The organism is Pseudoalteromonas sp. 2CM41L (genome assembly GCF_023161905.1).
GTDB classification, from domain to species: Bacteria; Pseudomonadota; Gammaproteobacteria; order Enterobacterales; family Alteromonadaceae; genus Pseudoalteromonas; species Pseudoalteromonas atlantica.
Genome location: NZ_JALNTN010000001.1, coordinates 435,583 through 455,116, shown reverse-complemented (window position 1 = coordinate 455,116; position 19,534 = coordinate 435,583). Strand labels below are relative to the sequence as shown.

Genomic DNA, 19,534 nt, shown 5'->3' with positions numbered 1-19,534 from the left:
ACTTAGCCAAGCTGTTGTGGTAATTATAGCTTAAATAAGTAATTATATTGCTAATAATGCGTTGTTTATAAGCGTAAGATACAGATATTACAGAAAATTTAAAGCAGTAAAAAAGCGCAAGCCAAGGCCTGCGCTTTTAATGTCATATTAACCGTCACTAATATGAGCAATGTAGCAAGTAGAGATGAACTTTTATGCTATTACTTGGGTCGAGTAAATAATAGCCATTAAGCAGTCACGCGCTTAAAACAAAATGTCAGCATCCATGCTGTATTTCTTCCTTGGGCACTGAGGTCGTTACACTTTGTTTATGCGATTAATTATTATTTAGATTTGACGGAGTGTCAACAGTAAATAATAATTATTATCAATTAAAGTAAATTAACATCTTTGCGTATTTATGTGAAAGTTTGAGAGAAAGCGTTAGTTGAGGATTTCATGTTTAAAATAAAAAATATAAAAGTTTCGCGCGTAGCCATTGCGCTCAGTCTGCTATTTTTGTGTAGTTGTTCGGCTTCGTTTACTTATAATAACTTAACGTGGCTTTCATCGTTTTGGGTAGATGACTACATTGACCTAAATAAGCAGCAAAACAAGCAACTCAAAAGTATTATTAACACAACCCAGCAGTGGCACCGCACCACGCAATTACCCGCCTACAAGCAAGATATACTAAATTTAAAAGGGTTATTTAATCAGCAGTTAGACTATCAGCAATTAAAGTCGCAAGTGGTATTGGCCAGAGCTCATTTTCAAAACATTCTTGAACACGCGCATATACCGCTCGCGCAGTTAGGGCTTACGCTTTCTTATGCGCAGCGCGAAGAGCTTATTGCTAATATCCAAACGCAAATTAACGAAGAATACGAAGAGTTTACTGAATTAACAGCGCAGGAGCGCAAAAGCGAACGCCTAGAAAGGCAGCTCGATTACTACAAACAATGGCTAGGAAAGTTAACCCCTGTGCAAACGCAGCTTATTACCCAAGCTAACAATGCTCATTATGACTCTTCATTGCTTTGGCATCAGTACAAGCAAACGCGTTTAAATGCAGCGCAGCAAGTACTTTTAAATAAAGCGCTCAGTGAGGCTGAATTTGTAAAACAATTAAGCTATGTAATTACACAGCGAGAAGCGTATATGAGCGAAGAGTTATTAGCCAGTAATGATGCAAACTTAGCGCTCTATGTAAACCTACTTATTGAGCTAAATACCACATTGAGTGAGCAGCAACGCGAGAGTGTAAATAATGAGTTTGATGAGCTAATTAATACGCTCACCGATTTAATTGAAGATTAATGCTTATTTAAGCCAAGGCTCGCATTAGCCAAAAAGCTAACGTATTGTTTGCTAATTAAGCATGTGTAACATTTTATAAATTATACGCTTATTAAGGAAGTTAGCGCGAGGCGTACTGCGGTGGATGAATTTACAACAGGGCGTTTGGTTTTTAGTCAGGGCAAAGCCTTTGAAGGCGATTTAATTGCACCTAGAGTGAAAAATTTCAATCCACACAGGTCACCTCGCCCTCGATAAATGCTAAGATAATATTTCATATTTAATAACGTCCTATCTGATCGATTTTAAAATATATCACGTACGCTTCTCACTTATTTGTTGCTTGATTATCCTCGTTATATCTAACAAATGAAGCAAAGCGACACCATGGTGATAATTAAAACGCGCGCATATTAAGGTTTGTAATGGCTGCAGTTTATGGTTACTGATTTAAAAGGAATGCTCAATACGTGGTATCCGCTTCGTGATGAACAACAATGGGTGCTCGCAACCTTGTACCAAATTGAAGGGTCTAGCTATCGAAAATTGGGCGCGATGATGCTTATTTCGAGCCTTGGCCAGCGCTTAGGCATGCTTTCGGGTGGCTGTTTAGAGGCTGATATTCAGCGCCACGCCAAACAGGTTATGACCTCATTACACTCTAAAACTATTACCTACGATGCAACCGATGAAGACGACTTAACATTTCAGCTAGGAATTGGCTGTGGTGGTGTGGTGCATATTATTTTGCAAAGCGTTAATAGTGAAAACGAATACTTACAATTAGATAGCATGTTTAATGCGCTTAAAAATAAGCAATCGGGGCACTACACACAGCAAATTAAACCTTTGGTGGCAAAGGGGTCTGGCGTTTTTAAAACTGTGGCGCAGCAGCACAACTTATCTTTAAACCGCAAAGCAGCGCTTTTAGAGCAAGATAAAGTCCAACGTTTAGAAGTGGCTATTTACCCCAGCGCACATTTATTAATTGTTGGCGGTGGCGCTGATGCGATACCGGTATACGCGTTTGCTAAACAACTCGGGTGGATGGTAAGTGTATGGGATAGCCGAGCTGCAAATGCTAAAAGAGACTACTTTAAGCAGGCCGATAATATTTTGCGTTGCCCAGCTGCGCAGCTTAAACAATTTTGCGAACAGCACAAAGTGGATGCCGCTGTTTTAATGGCCCACAGTGTAGAGCTTGACTCACAGGCGTTAGCCGCACTTGAGCAAAGCCAACTAAAGTACATGGGGTTACTGGGGCCTGCACATCGCCGAGCGCAAGTGTTTGAACATGCAAATACAACGGTAAATAAGGTAGTAGCGCCTGTATTTGGTCCTGTTGGGCTTAATTTGGGAGGCGACTCGCCAGAGAGCATAGCTTTATCGCTCATTAGCGAAATTCATGCGGTATTTGCTAATAAAGATGCTACATCGTTAAGTAATTGGGGCAACTAAGGTGCGCATAGCAAAGGTTATTTTAGCCGCTGGGCAATCGTCGCGCTTTAACGGCTGTAAGCTTATAGCCGATGTAGGTAATAAACCAATGATTTGCCGCGCCGTAGATACCTTACAAGGTGATGACACATTACCCATATACGTTATTAGCGGTGCTTGGCATGCGCAAATTGAAGATGCGTTACGTGGCTATAAAAATGTTGAAATACTGCATAACCCACACTGGCAAATAGGCTTAGGAAAATCTATTGCGCTGGCAACACACACTATAAGTAAGGCGCACTCATTAGAGGGGATTTTATTTATGCTGGCGGATCAGGTTGAGCTTAGTGCTACACACATAAATACTTTAATTACTCATTTTAACAACAACCCGTCGCGCTGGTGCGCTGATTATGGCGAGCGCCTTGGCGTACCTGCTGTATTTCCTGCCTGTGATTTTAAAACACTCGCAGCGCTAAATTGCGATAAAGGCGCTCAACATTTACTGCGCGATACACAGGTTGACGTTAATACCATTTTACTTAAGCAGGCAAGCACAGATATCGACACTCAACAGCAATTAAAGCAGTTTATTAATAATAACAACAACCTAACTGTAAGCGAATAAACTAAAAAATATAGCCTAAACTTTAGGTTAAACGTTTAAAACGAGATTAGATTTTTAACAGTTATGCCTGCGCGCATTTTAAATGTGCGCTGCAATGCAAAGCGTAATAGTTTCAACGTACGGTGGTATAAAAAGTAACGTGTATGGGTCATGCGTTACTTTAATTTTATTTAGGCTTAATGAAGGGGCAAGCTATGGTGACGTTTACAGTTAATGGCAAAGAGGTTAAATCGCAAGCAAGTGCAGATACACCTTTGCTGTGGGTTATTCGCGATGAAATAGGGTTAAAAGGAACTAAGTTTGGTTGTGGTATTGCTATGTGCGGTGCATGTACAGTGCATTTAGATGGGCAAGCAACGCGCTCGTGTGTATTACCCGTGGGCGCAGTGGCAGGAAAAAACATTACGACCATTGAAGGGCTTAACAACGCGCACCCGCTGCAAAAAGCGTGGGTAGATGAGCAAGTACCTCAGTGCGGTTACTGTCAGTCTGGACAAATTATGCAAGCTGCTACGTTATTAGCTGACAATCCAAATCCAACAGATCAAGAAATAGTAAATCATATGAATGGCAACTACTGCCGCTGTATGGCGTACAAGCGTATTAAATCGGCTATACAACGTGCAGCTGATGAATCGCAAAGTGCAGTACAAATGTTTAACCCCAAAGAGCTAGACGTGTAACTGGAGCCGACAATGAAAAAACTATTTCAAAAAAATACCGAAACCGTAGACTTAAACCGTCGCTCTTTTATGATTAGTACAGCAACTGCTGGCCTGGTTATGGCATTTGCTCCGGCAATATTTTCAGGTGAACTTAGCGCCAAAGAGTCGATTGCACAACAATCGTTTTCACCCACAATTTGGTGGACTATGAACCAGCAAGGTGAAGTAGTCGTTAGTATTGCCAAAGCTGAAATGGGCCAACACGTAGGCACCGCCTTAGCGCGTATTGTGGCAGATGAGCTTGAGTGCGACTGGGATAAAGTATCAATCACGTATGTAGATACGCACGAAAAGTGGGGCTACATGGTTACAGGTGGCTCGTGGTCGGTGTTTCAAAGCTTTAAGCCGCTTTCACAAGCTGGCGCTGCGGGGCGTATAGCCCTTATAGATGCAGGGGCTAATATGCTTGGGGTTAAACCTGAGCAGTGCCACGCGAGCAAAGGGCGTATAATTGCAGGCGATAAATCGCTCAGTTATGCCGATATTGTTAAAAATGGTGAGTTTAACCGTACCTTTAGCAGTGAAGAAGTTGCAAAACTGCCGTTAAAGCCTGCCAATAAACGCCACTTAACGGGTTTAAAACAAGACTTTAAAGCGCTTGATATTCCGGCAAAAACAAATGGTACTGCCGTATACGGTATAGATGTAGAGCTTGAAGGCATGGTGTATGCGCGCCCTGTGATCCCACCAACACGCTATGGTAGCGAAGTGACACAGGTGGACGATAGCGCTGCAAAAACAATAAAAGGCTATAAAGGGTTTGAGATTTTAAACGACCCGAGTAATACCGTACAAGGCTGGGTGGTGGTTTTAGCTGACAATTACCCCAGTGCTATTAAAGCGGTAGATGCGCTAAAAGTAACCTATAAAAAAGGGCAAAAAGCTAATGTTACAGAGGCCGATATTCAATCCCTAGGCGAAAAATTATGTAACGATAGCAGCGCTGGCACCTTATTTGTTAATGAAGGTGATACCGCTAAAATGCAGGCTGAGGCAACGCAGTCTCTTGAGTCGCTGTACACCACAGCAACAGCAAGCCATTATCAATTAGAGCCGCTTAACGCAGTGGCAGAGTTTAAACAAGACAAGTGGATTATCCATACCGGTAATCAGTGGCAGTCTTTAACACTACCTGCATTGGCCAAGGCGTTAGAGGTTGAACAAAATAACGTTATCATTCGCCCTTATTATTTAGGCGGTGGATTTGGGCGTCGTTTATTTGGCGATTGGACTGTGCCTGCAGCATTAACAGCGAAAGCGATTGGCAAACCCGTAAAACTGGTATTTACGCGCGCCGACGATAGCTTATTTGATCAATCACGCTCTGCCTCTACAGCTAAATTAACTGCTTCGTTTAATGAAAATGGCGAGCTTAGTGCAATGGAACATGCTTTTGCAGCAGGCTGGCCAACAAAAGCAATGGCACCTGGCTTTTTATCACCAGGGGTTGATGGCAAAGGTAAGTTTGATGCATTTTCAGCCTCTGGAGCCGATCACTGGTACAGCATAGATAACCACCGTGCCCGCGCAATTAATAACGAATTAGCGCAAAGCACATTTACCCCAGGTTGGCTTCGCTCGGTAGGCCCTGGCTGGATTGCATGGAGCTTAGAGTCTTTTATCGACGAAATAGCGCACAAACAAGGGATTGATCCGGTTGAGTTTCGTTTATCAATGCTCGATGGCAAAGGTAAACAAGCAGGTAAAGCCCCTGAAAGCGTAGGCGGAGCGCTGCGCTTAAATGCGGTACTTAAAAAAGTGTCAGCGAAGGTCGCAAATGTTAAGCTGGGTGAAAATGAAGGCATTGGTTTTTCAGTAAGTTCAGGCCAAGAGCGTAATATGCCAGCGTGGATTGCCACAGCAGCCCATGTGCACGTAAATAAAAGCGATGGCAAAATTACGCTTAAAAAGCTTTACGCCGTGGTAGATGCAGGTTTAATTGTTCACCCTGATGGTGCACTAGCCCAGCTTGAAGGTTCGTTATTGTGGGGCACAAGCCTTGCGTTACATGAATCAAATAATTACCAAAACGGACAAGTAGCAGCCACTAACTTTAACACTTACTTACCACTTAGAATGCAAGATGTGCCCGATATGGACATAGAGTTTGTACAAAGTGATGAGTTTCCAATGGGCTTAGGTGAGCCTGGAGTAATTGGTGTTGCGCCAGCTATTGGAAATGCGGTATTTAATGCAGTTGGTGTGCGGTTACGTAATTTACCCATGAAACCCAATGAGCTTAAAGCAGGTCTTACGGCCTAGTTAAGTGCTAACAAAGCGCGTAAGGCACAGGCTTTACGTGCTTTGAACTTAGCGATGAATTATTAAAATGTTAAAGGCTTTTTTATGCTAGTCGACCCAGCAGGGCGAAAATTTAGTTATCTGCGTTTATCTATTACTGATGTATGTAATTTTAAGTGTGTGTATTGCTTGCCGGATGGTTATCAATGCGATCACGACCGAGACTTCCTTTCACTTAACGAAATTAGCAACACCGTAAACGCCTTTGCTCATCATGGCATATCAAAGTTACGCATTACTGGCGGTGAGCCAACCCTCAGAAAAGATTTTATAGATGTAATTCGTGCGGCAAAAGACACCCAAGGTATTACCAAAATAGCCGCCACTACAAATGGTTACTCGATGCATAAACATGTTAAAGATTGGGTACACGCTGGGCTCAATGCAATAAATGTTAGCATCGACAGCCTAGACCCACGTATGTTTAATACCATTACCGGCAATGATAAGTTTGCCACGGTTATGAAAGGAATAGACACGGCCCTAGAGAGCGGCTTAGATTCAGTAAAAATAAACAGCGTACTAATGAAACAGTACAATGGCCGTGCCCTTGAACCTTTTTTAGCGTATTTAAAGCACAGACCCGTAACGATGCGTTTTATTGAGCTAATGCAAACAAACGACAATAAAGCATTTTTTGATGCTAACCATATATCAGGTCAATCCATAAAAGAGCAGTTGCTTCGCGCTGGTTGGCAGCCCATTATACGCGATGTAACGGCGGGGCCTGCGCAAGAGTTTTTCCATCCTGATTATTTAGGCAAAATAGGGTTAATAATGCCTTACAGTAGTGACTTTTGTGCTACCTGCAACAGGCTAAGAATTTCATCACTGGGGAAACTGCATTTATGTTTGTTTTCTGAGCAGGGTATATCACTTAGAGAATACATGAGTGATAACACTAATCAGGCATTAATTGATCAGTTAGCGCGTTATATAAAAACAAAAAAACCAACCCACTTATTGCACCAAGGTAACACTGGGGTCACTACAAACTTATCTATGCTAGGTGGTTAATCCTTATAGTAAGCTGTTTGGTTGGGTGCTCGTGCCTCTGTAGTGAGTAAAGTTAATGTTTTCTTATACCTACTTGTTATATTTAATTTTAGCGTTACACTAAATTTTTTATTATTTTAAGTTTTTTGAATGGATATAGCAGCACTTAGTAGTACTAAATCATTAAGAAGAAACGTTCTGAAATGGATGTGCTTGTGTTTTGGTTTTGTCTCATTGTTTTTTGCTGCGTTTAATATTTTTTTAAATAACTTTGCGTTATTAGGCTATTTAGAAATAGCGCTCACTGTATTTTGTGCCTATACCTACCACCGCTTAAACACACACGCACTCGAAGTATGGCAATCTGTTGTTATGTGCATATTTGTCACCTTTGTTATTGTATTAGGTAATTATTTAGCAAAGCCAATAAATGGTTTGTATGTGTGGTCGTTTGCGTTACCTGTGTTGTATTACCTACTGTTAGGTAAGCGCTATGGCATTGTATTATCGGCTTTGTTATTTGTACTCCAGGGAGCCATATTATTAACCAAAGCATCGCAACTTCCTCTAACGACGCTTAACTTCAGTTTAAATCTTGCCTTTGTTTATATCAGCATTTGGGCCATTTCTCATGTATTTGAAGGTAGCCGTGCTTTATCATCTAAGCGGCTGAAAAATCTGGCCTTGTTAGACCCACTTACCGGGGCTGCAAACCGTTTATCAATGAACCATTACTTTGCAGTAGAGCTTAAAGATAAGTCGCAACTTTATTTGTTTTTACTCGACCTAGACTTTTTTAAACAGGTTAACGACACCCATGGCCACGCAGTAGGTGATAAAGTGCTGATTGAAGTCGCCACTTTATTACGGGTTGTATTGGCAAAAGGGTATGTATTTAGAGTGGGCGGGGAAGAGTTTGCTTTACTTCACTCTTTTGCGTCACAAAGTGATGCATTGGCAATGGCCGAAACCATAAGAGAAAAACTCAACAATACGGCATTTGAGATTGATGGACTAAAAATAAATGTAACTGCCAGTATCGGCGTTGTTAAGTATCGCCAAGGCGACACGCTTGAAAAGTTTGTAATTAAAGCAGATAAACAACTGTATAAAGCAAAAGAATATGGCCGCAATAAAGTGTACTTTCAAGCAAATGCCAACCTGATTGAAAAGCCTCAAATAGCCTAAGTACGAGGCTAGTACATTTGCTCAAAATTTGGGATGTTGTTTTCCCAAATTGGTTTGTCTTTACCTAGGTATTCTCTTACTGCATCAAAAAATAAACGTGTTCTTACCGGTAAGTCTCTGTGTGGGTACACCGCATACATATGGCTAAACTCTTTTAACTTAACATCCGTTAAAATGGGCACTAATTGACCTTGTGTAATTTCTTTATCGATAATAAATGCTGGCGCAACAAAGTAGGTAGTCCCTGAAATAGCTTTCATTAGCAGTACTTCAGCATCGTTTGCTCTGTACACGCTTTTTATTTTTAGCTCGCACGGCTCACCTTTACTATCGTAGTAATCTATGGTTTCTACGCGCATAGCGTTACTTGCATAACTTGCAGCGGGTAACTGCACCAGCTCTTCTATGGTTTGTGGCATACCATAGGTTTTTATAAATTCAGGGGCGGCTACAATAAGCAGCCTATTACGGGCAATTTTACGGGCAATTAACGAGGAGTCTTTAGGCTCACCAATTCTAAATGCTAAATCAAACCCTTCAGATACAATATCAACTAGCCTATCGTCTAAACGTAGCTCTACTTCTACTTGTGGAAAACGTTTTTGGAAGTCGTTTAGCACAGGTTGTAAATAACGCCGACCAATTAATGTTGACGAGGTAACCTTTAGCACACCGCGTGGCTCTAGGTGGTAGTTTTCGGCCATACGTACGGTTTCACCAAGTAGCTCTCTTAGCTCTGACGCTTTTTTAATCATTTCTGCGCCCGCCGCCGTTAACGAAAACGAACGGGTGGTGCGGTTTAATAACCTAACGCCTAGCTCGTCCTCTAACCGGCTGATTTGTTTAGATATAACAGAGCGGTCTATGTTTCTTATTTCTGCAGCTTTGGCAAAAGAGCCTTGTTCTACCACTTCAAGCAGCATTAAAAGCCGGCTTGTTGTATCCATTATGGTCACCTAATAAATGCTATTGATGCCATTTTGGCATTAATGAATTTATAAATCTATGGTTTTTGTCCGCAAGTATAGTCCGTAACATGCCAGGTAAATAAATAAAGGAGCGTCTTCATGAATAAACATTTAATTGCTGCTGCATTAGCTGCGGCAACTCTATCCTTAGCGGGCTGTGCCGATGAGAGCGCACCAAATGCGCAGCAACAACAATTACAACCTATCGATGTAGCACAAGTTTTAATTAAACCAGTACAAAGCTGGCACACCTACACCACGCGTTTAGAATCGCCGCAAGAAGTTGCGCTGATGCCGCGTGTATCTGGGGTGATTGATAGCATTGAATTTAAAGAAGGTGATGTTGTTAAGCAAGGCGATGTGTTGTTTCAACTTGACGAGCGCCCTTTTGCAGCAGTTGTAGCAAGCCTAGAAGCGCAAATACACAGCGCTGAAGCAGCCCTTGAACAAGCTGTAAGTGAAGATAAACGTGCAGTACGCTTATTAGAGCGTAAAGCTATTTCCACAGAGCAAGCGCAAGCACGTACTTCAACGCTTCGCCAGCGCGAAGCACAACTTGCAGCGCTGCAAGCACAGCTTACTTCTGCAAAGCTCGATTTAGAATTTACATCAGTGGTTTCGCCGATTGATGGTGTTATCTCACGCGCAAATATTACCAAAGGTAATAACGTATTAGCGGGCCAAAGTGTATTAACATCAATTGTTTCTAATAAAGCGATGTATGCCTACTTTGATGTTGATGAGCGTACTTGGAATAGCGCCTTTAACGATGTAACCGCGCAAAGCCGCCAAACAGTTGTTATGCAAAAAGTAGGGCAAAAAGAGTTTGCTTACCAAGGCTATATTAACTTTATTGATAACCAAATTAATTCAGCAACGGGTACTTTACGTGTACGTGCGGTATTTGAACAAGATAACAATCAACTACGTGCAGGTTCTTTTGCTCGCGTTAAATTGGCAGCAAACGAAGTGAGTGAAAAAGTAATTATTCCTGAGCGTGCTATTGGCACCGATTTAAAAAATCGCTTTGTGTTAACCGTTGGCGAAAACAACGTGCTTGAATACAAATTAATAGAAGTAGGCGAGCGCTATGGTGCGTTACGCGCTGTTACTGCTGGCCTAAACGAAGGCGATATTATTGCGGTAAATGGCCCTGCACGTGTAGGCCCTGGTATGCCAATTTCGCCAAATACAGTAACAATTGATACAAGCGGCGTGGCTTTTACATTGTCAAACGACAACGCCCAGTTAATGGCTAAGCAATAAGGTTTATCGATGAAATTTTCACACTTTTTTATTCAGCGACCAATATTTGCAGCCATGCTGTCGTTGGTTATTTTAATTGCTGGTGGTATTTCACTGTTTCAACTTCCTGTAAGTGAATACCCAGAAGTTGTGCCACCAACGGTTGTAGTAACTGCAAATTACCCAGGCGCAAACCCTACCGTTATTGCGCAAACTGTGGCAACGCCGCTTGAGCAAGAAATTAACGGCACCGAAAACATGCTGTATATGTTTTCTCAAGGTACCAGTGATGGCCGCATGACACTTACGGTAACGTTTGCATTAGGCACCGACCTAGACCGTGCACAAGTACAAGTACAAAACCGTGTAAACAGTGCATTACCACGTTTGCCCGAAGAGGTGCAGCGCTTAGGTGTAGTAGCCGAAAAATCATCACCCGATTTAACCATGGTGGTGCATTTATACTCGCCTGAAAAAACGCACGACACAGCGTACTTATCTAACTATGCCGACATTCATATTAAAGATGAAATTGCCCGTTTACCGGGTGTAGGCGATATTCGTTTATTTGGCGGTGGTAAGTACTCTATGCGTGTGTGGTTAAACCCAGATGCATTAGCAGCGCGTGAGCTTACAGCCACCGATGTTGTGGCTGCTTTGCGCTCGCAAAATCAGCAAGTTGCAGCGGGTAGCTTAGGTGCACAGCCAATTTCTAACGACAGCCAATTTCAAATTTTGTTAAACGTAAAAGGGCGTTTAAACAGTGTTGAAGAGTTTGAAAAGGTCATTATTAAAGTGGGCGAACAGGGGCAATTAACGCGTTTGTCTGATGTAGCCCGTGTTGATTTAGGTCTAGATACGTACGCACTTCGCGCTGAAATGGATAACCAGCCAGCACTTGCAATGCCTATTTTTCAACGCCCAGGTTCAAATGCGATTGAGCTTTCAGACCAAGTACGTGAGACAATGGCGCGTTTGTCAGAAGATTTCCCAACGGGTGTTGAGTACGACATTGTATATGACCCCACTGTGTTTGTACGTGGTTCAATTGATGCGGTAATCGCTACATTGCTAGAGGCAATAGTATTAGTTGTTATCGTTGTAATTGTATTTTTACAAACATGGCGCGCGTCTATTATTCCATTGATTGCGGTGCCAATTTCGTTAATTGGTACGTTTGCTGTAATGCAATGGCTAGGCGTGTCTATTAATACGCTTTCGCTGTTTGGCTTGGTGCTGGCAATTGGTATTGTAGTTGATGATGCAATAGTTGTTGTTGAAAACGTAGAGCGAAATATAGAACAAGGGCTTTCGCCTTTAGAGGCAACACGTGTTGCTATGAGCGAAGTAACCGGGCCAATTATTGCGATAGCGTTAGTGCTGTGTGCGGTATTTATTCCTACTGCATTTATTACCGGTTTATCGGGTCAGTTTTATAAGCAATTTGCACTAACAATTACTATTTCGACTGTTATTTCGGCGTTTAACTCCTTAACCCTGTCGCCTGCGCTATCGGCATTATTATTAAAATCGCACGATGCAAAACCAGATGCATTCACGCGTTTACTTAATAAGCTATTTGGTGCATGGTTATTTAAACCGTTTAACCGCGTGTTTGACCGTGGTGCTAAAGGCTACGAAAAGCTGGTACAAAAGCTTATACGTATGAGCGTTATTGTTATGGTGGCCTATGTTGCGCTGGTGGGCGGTACAATTAAATTGTTTGATACCGTACCCGGTGGCTTTATTCCACAGCAGGATAAGCAATATTTAGTTGCGATTGCGCAACTGCCAGATGCAGCCAGTTTAGACCGTACCGAAGATGTGCTCTCGCAAATGCAAAAAATAGCATTAGAAGTACCAGGCGTTGCACACACCGTGGCGTTTCCAGGCTTATCGGTAAACGGTTTTACTAACAGCCCAAATAGCGGCATTGTATTTACGCCACTTGAGAGCTTTGATAAACGTACCGACCCTAGTCAATCAGCGATGGCAATTGCTGCGCAGCTAAACCAGCGTTTTGCAGCTATTGATGAAGCATTTGTGGCTGTATTTCCGCCGCCGCCAATTCAAGGCTTAGGCACAACAGGTGGCTTTAAACTGCAAATTGAAGATAGAGCAAATAAAGGCTTTGATGCACTATTTAATAGTTTGCAAACCATTATTGGTAAGGCGCAGCAAGACCCCGCGTTAATGGGCTTATATTCAAGCTTTCGCATTCAAGTACCGCAAATGGATATTGATATAGACCGCGAGCAAGCGCTTATTCAAGGTATTCCTCTTGATGAAGTATTTGACGCATTGCAAATATACCTAGGCTCTGTGTATGTGAATGACTTTAATATGTTTGGTCGTACTTATCAGGTTAATGCGCAAGCTGATGCTGATTTTCGTCTTGATCCTGAGCAAATCCTTAACCTAAAAGTACGTAACAGTGCAGGAAATATGGTGCCGCTTGGCTCGGTACTTACAGTTACACCAACCATAGGGCCTGACCGTGTAATGCATTACAACGGTTACCCAAGTGCAGAACTAAACGGCAGTCCAGCCCCCGGTTATAGCTCTGATCAGGCACAAACTGCTATTGAAACAATATTAGCCGACAATCTGCCAACAGGTATTGAGTACGAGTGGACAGAAGTAACGTACCAACAAGTACTTGCAGGTAACACCATGGTTTATGTATTCCCATTAGTTGTGTTGCTTGTATTTATGGTGCTTGCTGCGCAGTACGAAAGTTTACGTTTGCCACTGGCCATAATATTAATTGTACCGATGACTATTTTCTCAGCACTATTAGGTGTGTGGTTTGTAGGCTCAGACAATAATATATTTACTCAAATTGCATTAATTGTACTAGTGGCACTCGCCTCTAAAAACGCCATATTAATGGTAGAATTTGCCCGCGACCAACACGGCGGTGGGTTAACGCACTTTGAGGCAATATTAGCGGCGTGTCGTATGCGTTTACGCCCAATATTAATGACCTCAATTGCCTTTACAGCTGGGGTTGTACCTTTGGTACTTGCAACCGGTGCTGGCGCCGAAATGCGCCACGCAATGGGTAACGCAGTGTTTGCAGGCATGATAGGGGTAACGGTGTTTGGCTTATTATTTACACCTGTGTTTTATATGTTAGTTGTGAAAAAGCAGCAAAAAGCAAAGGGGTTATCGCATGACTAATTTTATCGCTAAACCTATCAAAACGCGCTTAACGTTAAGTGCTGTGTTAGTGGCTGCTTTTTTATCTGGTTGCGCTAGCAAAATAGATACACAAAGCGAGCAAAACGCTATTAACGATTTTGTAGCTCAAGCAAATATTGCCAGCAATGTTGCCATTGCAGATGAAACAAATTGGTGGCACAAGTTAGAATCAAAGCAGCTAAATGCTTTGGTTAATAGCGCACTTGCCAATAACTACAATTTGCAAACAAGCCAATTAACGCTCAAAAGTACCCTTGCCCGACTTGGTGAGCAAAAAGCGCAATATTTACCCCAAGGCGGGGTAAATATTGGCGCAGCACGAAGCGATGCACCGAGTGTGTTTGACCGTCAATCGAGTGCTAACATAGCGCTTGATTGGCAGTTAGATTTATTTGGCCGTATTACTGCTTTGGTTGATGCTGCAAATGCATCGGCCATGAGCCAAGCCGAGCAAGTACGTTCACTGCAAATTGAAGTGGTATCGTCTGTTGTTAAAGGGTTTGTAAGCTATCAAGGTAATGTTGAAAAACAACACATCATAGCCATGCAAATTAACGCATTAGAGCAAAGCATTGAGGTACTTCAAGCACGTGTAGATGAAGGCGTTGCCAACGAGCTTGACCTAAACCGTACTATGGCACAGCTTAGGCAGCAAGAAGCCCTAATGCCCGCTATTGAGTATGCTAAATACAGCGACTTATCAACTTTAGCGGTGCTTACAGGTAAGCTTGCGCAAGACATTGCGATAGACAATGAGCAAAACCTGCTGGAGCAAAGCTTTAGCGTTGCGCTTAAAAATGCCAATAGCGCCATTGCCCTTCGCCCTGATATAAGCCGTGCATTGTATGATTTTAGCCAAGCCAACAGCTTAAGTGTGGCGGCAAGTAAAGCCTTACTACCTGATATTAGCTTATCAGCCTTTGCAGGCGTAGTGAGCATAGACAGCACGGGCTTAAAAAATACTGATCAGCAATGGCAAGTAGCCCCCCAGTTGCAATGGTCAATATTAAGTTACCCCGCACTCCTTGCTCAGCGCGACGCGCAGCAGTTTTTAAGTGAAGCTGCCTACAGCGACTATCAGCAAATAGTATTAAATGCGGTGACTCAAAGTGAACTTTCATTGCAAATGTTGGTCAATCAACAACAGCAAGAGCGTTATGCTAAACAGCGCTATGGCTTTGCAAATAAAGCATTTTTACAAGCACAGGCGATGTACGAAGAAGGCCAAATACCGTACTTAGAGTTGTTAGATGCACGCCAGGATGTTTTAATGGCACAAGAAAACGCTGTTGACACAACTATTGCTACATTGCTTGCTAAAGTGAATGCTTATCAGGCATTTAACGGCCAATGGAGCTATGCACTGAGCAGTACAAAATAGGTAGAGTTAATTGAATGAGCAATACTGAATTATCACATCAAGGCAGCCCCTTACAAACAATGCGCGCTATTGTTTTATCACAACCAGATGAGCAAATACGCTTGCAAGATGTTGAGGTTGATATACCCGAGTGCGCCGACAACGAATTGTTGGTAAAGCTTGAGTATGTAGGCCTCAATCCTGCTGATGCCTATTTTGCTAAAACGGGATTTTGTAAGTGGCAATACCCTCATATTTTAGGCCTAGACGCCGTTGGTGTGGTAGTTAAAGCTAACAAAGGTGTGTTTCCTGGGGTTGGCGAACGAGTAATGTGGCATGCCAATATTGGCGAGCAAGGGGTACTGAGTGAATACACCACGGTGCCTAACTTTGCTGTATCGGTTGTGCCCGATGGGCTGTGCCCTGCAAAGGCTGCTACGTTACCGTGTGCTGGTATGGCCGCCCTTATTAGCTTAGATAAAATTGCAATTACTGAGGGCGACCAAATCCTAATCGAAGGTGGCTCTGGTGCGGTAGGGCAGTTTGCCATTCAATATGCTAAACAACGCGGTGCCGATGTATTTACCACCGCTTCAAAGCGTAATCACAAGCTGGTAAAGCAGCTAGGTGCCGATGTGGTATTTGATTATAACGACAAAAAGTTACGCGACAAAATTCGCCGCGAGCTTGGCCCGCAAGGGTTTGATGCTGTAATTGATACCATGGGCGGTGAATCAACGCTTAGAAATATTGAATTAATGCGCTTTTGCGGGCGTATCGCGTGTTTAAACTCGCTGCCTCATTTTGATCAAGATTTAATGTACCACCGAGCGCCTAATATTAGTGTGGTGTCTATTGGTGGTGCGTGGCTTGCCAATAGTTTATGTGCACAGCAGCGCTTAAGTTTTATGGGCAATTTATTGCTTGAAGGCGCGCTATCGGGCGATATTAAAACACCGGCAATCACTGCGGTTGACTTTACTGCTGACTCAGTCAGTGCTGCCTTAAATAACCAAATAGCGGGTGGCTTTACAGGCAAACACGTTGTGCAAATAAGCAATTAACGTTGCCCACCTTATTTTAAAAACGCAGCCCAAGTGGCTGCGTTTTTTTATGCCTAAAAAATAGCTTTTTATGAGTATGGGGCTTAATTGTTGCCAAATAGAGGTATTTCAGCGCACAAGTGTAAGCCTTTTAGTTTCAACAGTTTACGTCACCGTAAAGAAAATAAATTGAAAAAACTGTTAATTAATTGAATAGAGTAATTGATCTAAACTGATTTTTATGACGTAATGTAGGTATTATTTATCTGGTCGGATGAGTTCAATCATGAGTTTACGTACAAAATTAAAAAAAGTATTACCAAGTATTTCAATCACTGAACAAGAAGCGCTAGACGCGGGTGATGTGTGGTTAGAAGGGTCTATCTATCAAGGTAAGCCAGATTTTAGCGCACTACGCGATGTGCCGGCTGCTACCCTAAGTGCAGACGAGCAAGCATTCTTAGATGGCCCAGTACAAGAGCTACTAGGCATGATTGACGATTCAGTTATTCAAAACGGTATTCACTTACCAGATGACATATTAGAATTTTTGAAAAAAGAGCGTTTCTTCTCGCTTATCATTCCTAAATCGTTTGGCGGTTTAGAGTTTAGCCCTTATGCAAACTCAACTATTGTGGCAACCATTGCAACTAAAAGCTCTGCAGTAGCGGTAACTGTTATGGTTCCTAACTCTTTAGGCCCAGGTGAATTATTACTTCACTTTGGTACACAAGAGCAGCAAGCGCATTACTTACCGCGTTTAGCAAACGGCAGAGACATTCCATGTTTTGCATTAACAAGCCCAGAGGCGGGCTCTGATGCAGGTGGCATTCCAGATATTGGTACTGTCACCAAAGGCATGTACAACGGCGAAGAAGTACTTGGCCTTGAGATCACATGGGATAAGCGTTACATCACACTGGCACCAATCGCTACGGTACTTGGTTTAGCATTTAAAGTAGTGGATCCAGAAGGTTTACTAGGCGGCAAAGAAAACTTAGGTATTACCTGTGCGCTTATTCCTAAAGATCACCCAGGTGTAGAGCTTGGCAACCGCCATGACCCAATGGGTATTCGTTTTTATAACGGTACTACACGTGGTAACAAAGTATTTGTACCAATGGACTTTATTATTGGCGGCCAGAAAAACATCGGCCGTGGTTGGCAAATGTTGGTTAGCTGTTTAGGTGCAGGGCGTGGTATTTCATTACCTGCACTAGGTGTAAGTACATCACAAGTGGCGTTTAAATCAGCATCTGAATACGCAGCAGTGCGTGAGCAGTTTGGTTTAGCAATTGGTCAATTTGAAGGTATTCAAGAAAAACTAGCAGACATTGCAGGTAAAACATACCTTCAAGAAGCAATGCGCGTGCTGACAACTGAAGGCCTGGGCATGGGCTTAAAACCATCGGTTGTTACAGCAATAGCTAAATACCACATGACCGAGCTTGGCCGCGACGTATTAGACTCTGCAATGGATATTCAAGCGGGTAAAGCGATTCAAAATGGTCCACAAAATACCCTTGCAAGCGGTTACGTAGCACAGCCTATTGCAATTACAGTAGAAGGCGCGAACATTCTTACACGTAACCTGATGATTTTTGGTCAAGGTGTTATGCGTTGTCACCCTTATTTACAATCTATGGTTGAATCAATCCATAGTGAAGATAAAGGTGCAGATAAAGAGTTTAACGGCATTTTGCGTAAAACAATTGGTTACAGCACAGCAAATAGCTTACGTGCGTTCCGTTTAGGTGTTTTACCATTTACTGCAAGTGCAAACTCTGCATTACCAGAAGTACGTGAATACGAAAAAGCCGTACATAAACTATCTGCAAAATTAGCAGTGTATGCTGACTTCTCGTTACTCGTACTTGGCGGTAAATTAAAGCAGGCTGAAATGCTATCAGCACGTTTAGGCGATGTAATGAGCTTTTTATACGCGGCAATGGCATCAATTAAGTATTACGAGCAAAAAGTAGCAAGCAGCGAGCGCGAACAAGCAGCGCCGTACTTCCACTACGCGACACGTTTTGCATTGCAAAGCGCTGAAGAAGCACTGCATAAGTTTTTAGATAACTTCCCTGCAAGTGGTACTCGTAAGTTTATTCGTTTTGTAACAATGAACTACTCAACTAAAATGCCAAAAATTAGCGACGACTTAATTCGTGAATTAGCAAAACAAGCACAGCTTGATACTGCATTTAAAGCGCAAATTACGCATTTAGTTAAGCCTGTAGAAGGTGACGGTCATCACATTAACGAGCAAGCTTATAAAGCTAAAATGGCATCACTTGTTGAACTGGCCAAAGTTAAAAAAGCGCTGCGCGCTAAAACGATTAAACCAGGTACACGTTTTGCCATTACGCTAGATAACGCATTAGCGGCAAATGTAATTACTGCGGATGAACATGCGCAACTAATTGATTACAACAAAAAACGTGAAAAAGCGATTCGCGTTGATGAGTTCGACTTTGACATGAACTTACTTGATGACAACGCTCAACCAGTTAACCCACTTAAAAGTGTAGTTAATCAATAAAATTCAATGATGCAAAGCGCCCGCTGTATCGGCGCTTTTATTCTTGATTAAAAAATTAGTGTGGAGCCTCGTTTGTTTAAAACCAAGCGGGGCTTTTTTATGTGTGTAATATAGAGGCAGGGCTAATGGTGGCTCATTTTATGGTCGTTTTGCTTGTTCAATTAGAGTAGCTGTTTAGTTTATTTTCCATACTTTAAATAAAAAGCTCAACGCATTTAAGGCTTGTGTTTGAGTATTAGGAGCAACATTTTGTTGGTTGACTAAATGATTTAAAAAAAGTTCGACCTCATTATCTCCCATCGTTGTTGGGTGCCTCATAGAGTTAAAACGAATAAACGAAGCTATCCAGTATAAATACGCTTTGATGGTACTTTTAGCATAATGCTTTAGATACATTTGTTCGGCTATCATAGTTAAAAAAGGTGATTTCATGATATGAATCTCTAGCAAAATTTAACTGTATATATAGACAGTGTATATTGTTTTGTCCAATATTACTGATCTCCACCATTTCGGTGTATTTTCGCACTGATAAAAAATAATTTTCAGTTAACTAATTGTTTACAGGTGTTTATTTGATGGTTAAGATAAATGCGTTGTAATATATGGACATTTG

General features: G+C 42.2%; 14 protein-coding genes. 12 read left to right on the top strand and 2 right to left on the bottom strand.

Annotated features, from left to right (window positions below; translation table 11 throughout):
• The first annotated feature begins 438 nt into the window (after window positions 1-438).
• The 7 genes from MTF64_RS02015 (at window position 439) to MTF64_RS01985 (ending at window position 8,556) form a co-directional block, all read left to right on the top strand.
• Window positions 439-1,299 carry a DUF6279 family lipoprotein gene (locus MTF64_RS02015; RefSeq protein WP_064386626.1) on the top strand — a complete coding sequence of 287 codons (861 nt, stop codon included), beginning with the start codon at window positions 439-441 and terminating at the stop codon, window positions 1,297-1,299.
• 417 nt (window positions 1,300-1,716) lie between these two features.
• The gene (locus MTF64_RS02010) at window positions 1,717-2,736 is read left to right on the top strand and encodes an XdhC/CoxI family protein (RefSeq protein WP_138579077.1); all 1,020 of its coding nucleotides are present in this window, start codon (window positions 1,717-1,719) and stop codon (window positions 2,734-2,736) included.
• 1 nt (window position 2,737) lies between these two features.
• Window positions 2,738-3,346 carry a nucleotidyltransferase family protein gene (locus tag MTF64_RS02005; protein WP_248450340.1) on the top strand — a complete coding sequence of 203 codons (609 nt, stop codon included), beginning with the start codon at window positions 2,738-2,740 and terminating at the stop codon, window positions 3,344-3,346.
• A gap of 194 nt (window positions 3,347-3,540) precedes the next feature.
• Window positions 3,541-4,029 (top strand): (2Fe-2S)-binding protein, encoded by a 489-nt coding sequence (locus MTF64_RS02000; RefSeq protein ID WP_029771953.1) that lies wholly within the window; start codon window positions 3,541-3,543, stop codon window positions 4,027-4,029.
• A 12-nt stretch (window positions 4,030-4,041) separates the two neighbouring features.
• A complete protein-coding gene (locus MTF64_RS01995) occupies window positions 4,042-6,333 on the top strand; it encodes a molybdopterin cofactor-binding domain-containing protein (protein ID WP_248450339.1) in 2,292 nt (763 codons plus the stop codon).
• Between the two features lie 84 nt (window positions 6,334-6,417).
• The gene (gene moaA, locus MTF64_RS01990; protein ID WP_138579071.1) at window positions 6,418-7,389 is read left to right on the top strand and encodes a GTP 3',8-cyclase MoaA; all 972 of its coding nucleotides are present in this window, start codon (window positions 6,418-6,420) and stop codon (window positions 7,387-7,389) included.
• Between the two features lie 129 nt (window positions 7,390-7,518).
• Window positions 7,519-8,556: a GGDEF domain-containing protein gene (locus MTF64_RS01985; RefSeq protein ID WP_248450338.1), complete on the top strand. Its 1,038-nt coding sequence runs from the start codon at window positions 7,519-7,521 to the stop codon at window positions 8,554-8,556.
• A gap of 8 nt (window positions 8,557-8,564) precedes the next feature.
• On the opposite strand, the gene MTF64_RS01980 is transcribed toward MTF64_RS01985, so the two are convergent.
• Entirely contained in the window at window positions 8,565-9,503 is a 939-nt protein-coding gene (locus MTF64_RS01980) for a LysR substrate-binding domain-containing protein (protein WP_004588705.1), read from the bottom strand.
• 120 nt (window positions 9,504-9,623) lie between these two features.
• On the opposite strand from MTF64_RS01980, the gene MTF64_RS01975 reads away from it, so the two are divergent.
• The 5 genes from MTF64_RS01975 to MTF64_RS01955 all read left to right on the top strand — a co-directional run bounded on the left by MTF64_RS01975 (window position 9,624) and on the right by MTF64_RS01955 (window position 18,918).
• On the top strand, window positions 9,624-10,790 hold the full coding sequence (locus MTF64_RS01975; RefSeq protein WP_248450337.1) for an efflux RND transporter periplasmic adaptor subunit: 1,167 nt from the start codon (window positions 9,624-9,626) through the stop codon (window positions 10,788-10,790).
• A 9-nt stretch (window positions 10,791-10,799) separates the two neighbouring features.
• Window positions 10,800-13,952 (top strand): multidrug efflux RND transporter permease subunit, encoded by a 3,153-nt coding sequence (locus MTF64_RS01970; protein ID WP_248450336.1) that lies wholly within the window; start codon window positions 10,800-10,802, stop codon window positions 13,950-13,952.
• Window positions 13,945-15,354: a TolC family protein gene (locus MTF64_RS01965; protein ID WP_248450335.1), complete on the top strand. Its 1,410-nt coding sequence runs from the start codon at window positions 13,945-13,947 to the stop codon at window positions 15,352-15,354. Before MTF64_RS01970 ends, MTF64_RS01965 begins: the two co-directional genes overlap by 8 nt.
• A gap of 14 nt (window positions 15,355-15,368) precedes the next feature.
• On the top strand, window positions 15,369-16,397 hold the full coding sequence (locus tag MTF64_RS01960) for a zinc-binding dehydrogenase (RefSeq protein ID WP_248450333.1): 1,029 nt from the start codon (window positions 15,369-15,371) through the stop codon (window positions 16,395-16,397).
• Between the two features lie 265 nt (window positions 16,398-16,662).
• Window positions 16,663-18,918: an acyl-CoA dehydrogenase gene (locus MTF64_RS01955; protein ID WP_004588700.1), complete on the top strand. Its 2,256-nt coding sequence runs from the start codon at window positions 16,663-16,665 to the stop codon at window positions 18,916-18,918.
• A 174-nt stretch (window positions 18,919-19,092) separates the two neighbouring features.
• Here the strand turns inward: MTF64_RS01955 and MTF64_RS01950 are convergent, their stop codons facing one another.
• Window positions 19,093-19,350 (bottom strand): phage integrase N-terminal SAM-like domain-containing protein, encoded by a 258-nt coding sequence (locus MTF64_RS01950; RefSeq protein WP_004588699.1) that lies wholly within the window; start codon window positions 19,348-19,350, stop codon window positions 19,093-19,095.
• Window positions 19,351-19,534: the final 184 nt, after the last annotated feature.

Bases quoted from the DNA above. Each gene is read 5' to 3' on its own strand.
- MTF64_RS02015 (WP_064386626.1), top strand. From the start codon at position 439: ATGTTTAAAATAAAAAATATAAAAGTTTCGCGCGTAGCCATTGCGCTC.
- MTF64_RS02010 (WP_138579077.1), top strand. From the start codon at position 1,717: ATGGTTACTGATTTAAAAGGAATGCTCAATACGTGGTATCCGCTTCGT.
- MTF64_RS02000 (WP_029771953.1), top strand. From the start codon at position 3,541: ATGGTGACGTTTACAGTTAATGGCAAAGAGGTTAAATCGCAAGCAAGT.
- MTF64_RS01995 (WP_248450339.1), top strand. From the start codon at position 4,042: ATGAAAAAACTATTTCAAAAAAATACCGAAACCGTAGACTTAAACCGT.
- moaA (WP_138579071.1), top strand. From the start codon at position 6,418: ATGCTAGTCGACCCAGCAGGGCGAAAATTTAGTTATCTGCGTTTATCT.
- MTF64_RS01985 (WP_248450338.1), top strand. From the start codon at position 7,519: ATGGATATAGCAGCACTTAGTAGTACTAAATCATTAAGAAGAAACGTT.
- MTF64_RS01980 (WP_004588705.1), bottom strand. From the start codon at position 9,503: ATGGATACAACAAGCCGGCTTTTAATGCTGCTTGAAGTGGTAGAACAA.
- MTF64_RS01975 (WP_248450337.1), top strand. From the start codon at position 9,624: ATGAATAAACATTTAATTGCTGCTGCATTAGCTGCGGCAACTCTATCC.
- MTF64_RS01970 (WP_248450336.1), top strand. From the start codon at position 10,800: ATGAAATTTTCACACTTTTTTATTCAGCGACCAATATTTGCAGCCATG.
- MTF64_RS01965 (WP_248450335.1), top strand. From the start codon at position 13,945: ATGACTAATTTTATCGCTAAACCTATCAAAACGCGCTTAACGTTAAGT.
- MTF64_RS01960 (WP_248450333.1), top strand. From the start codon at position 15,369: ATGAGCAATACTGAATTATCACATCAAGGCAGCCCCTTACAAACAATG.
- MTF64_RS01955 (WP_004588700.1), top strand. From the start codon at position 16,663: ATGAGTTTACGTACAAAATTAAAAAAAGTATTACCAAGTATTTCAATC.
- MTF64_RS01950 (WP_004588699.1), bottom strand. From the start codon at position 19,350: ATGAAATCACCTTTTTTAACTATGATAGCCGAACAAATGTATCTAAAG.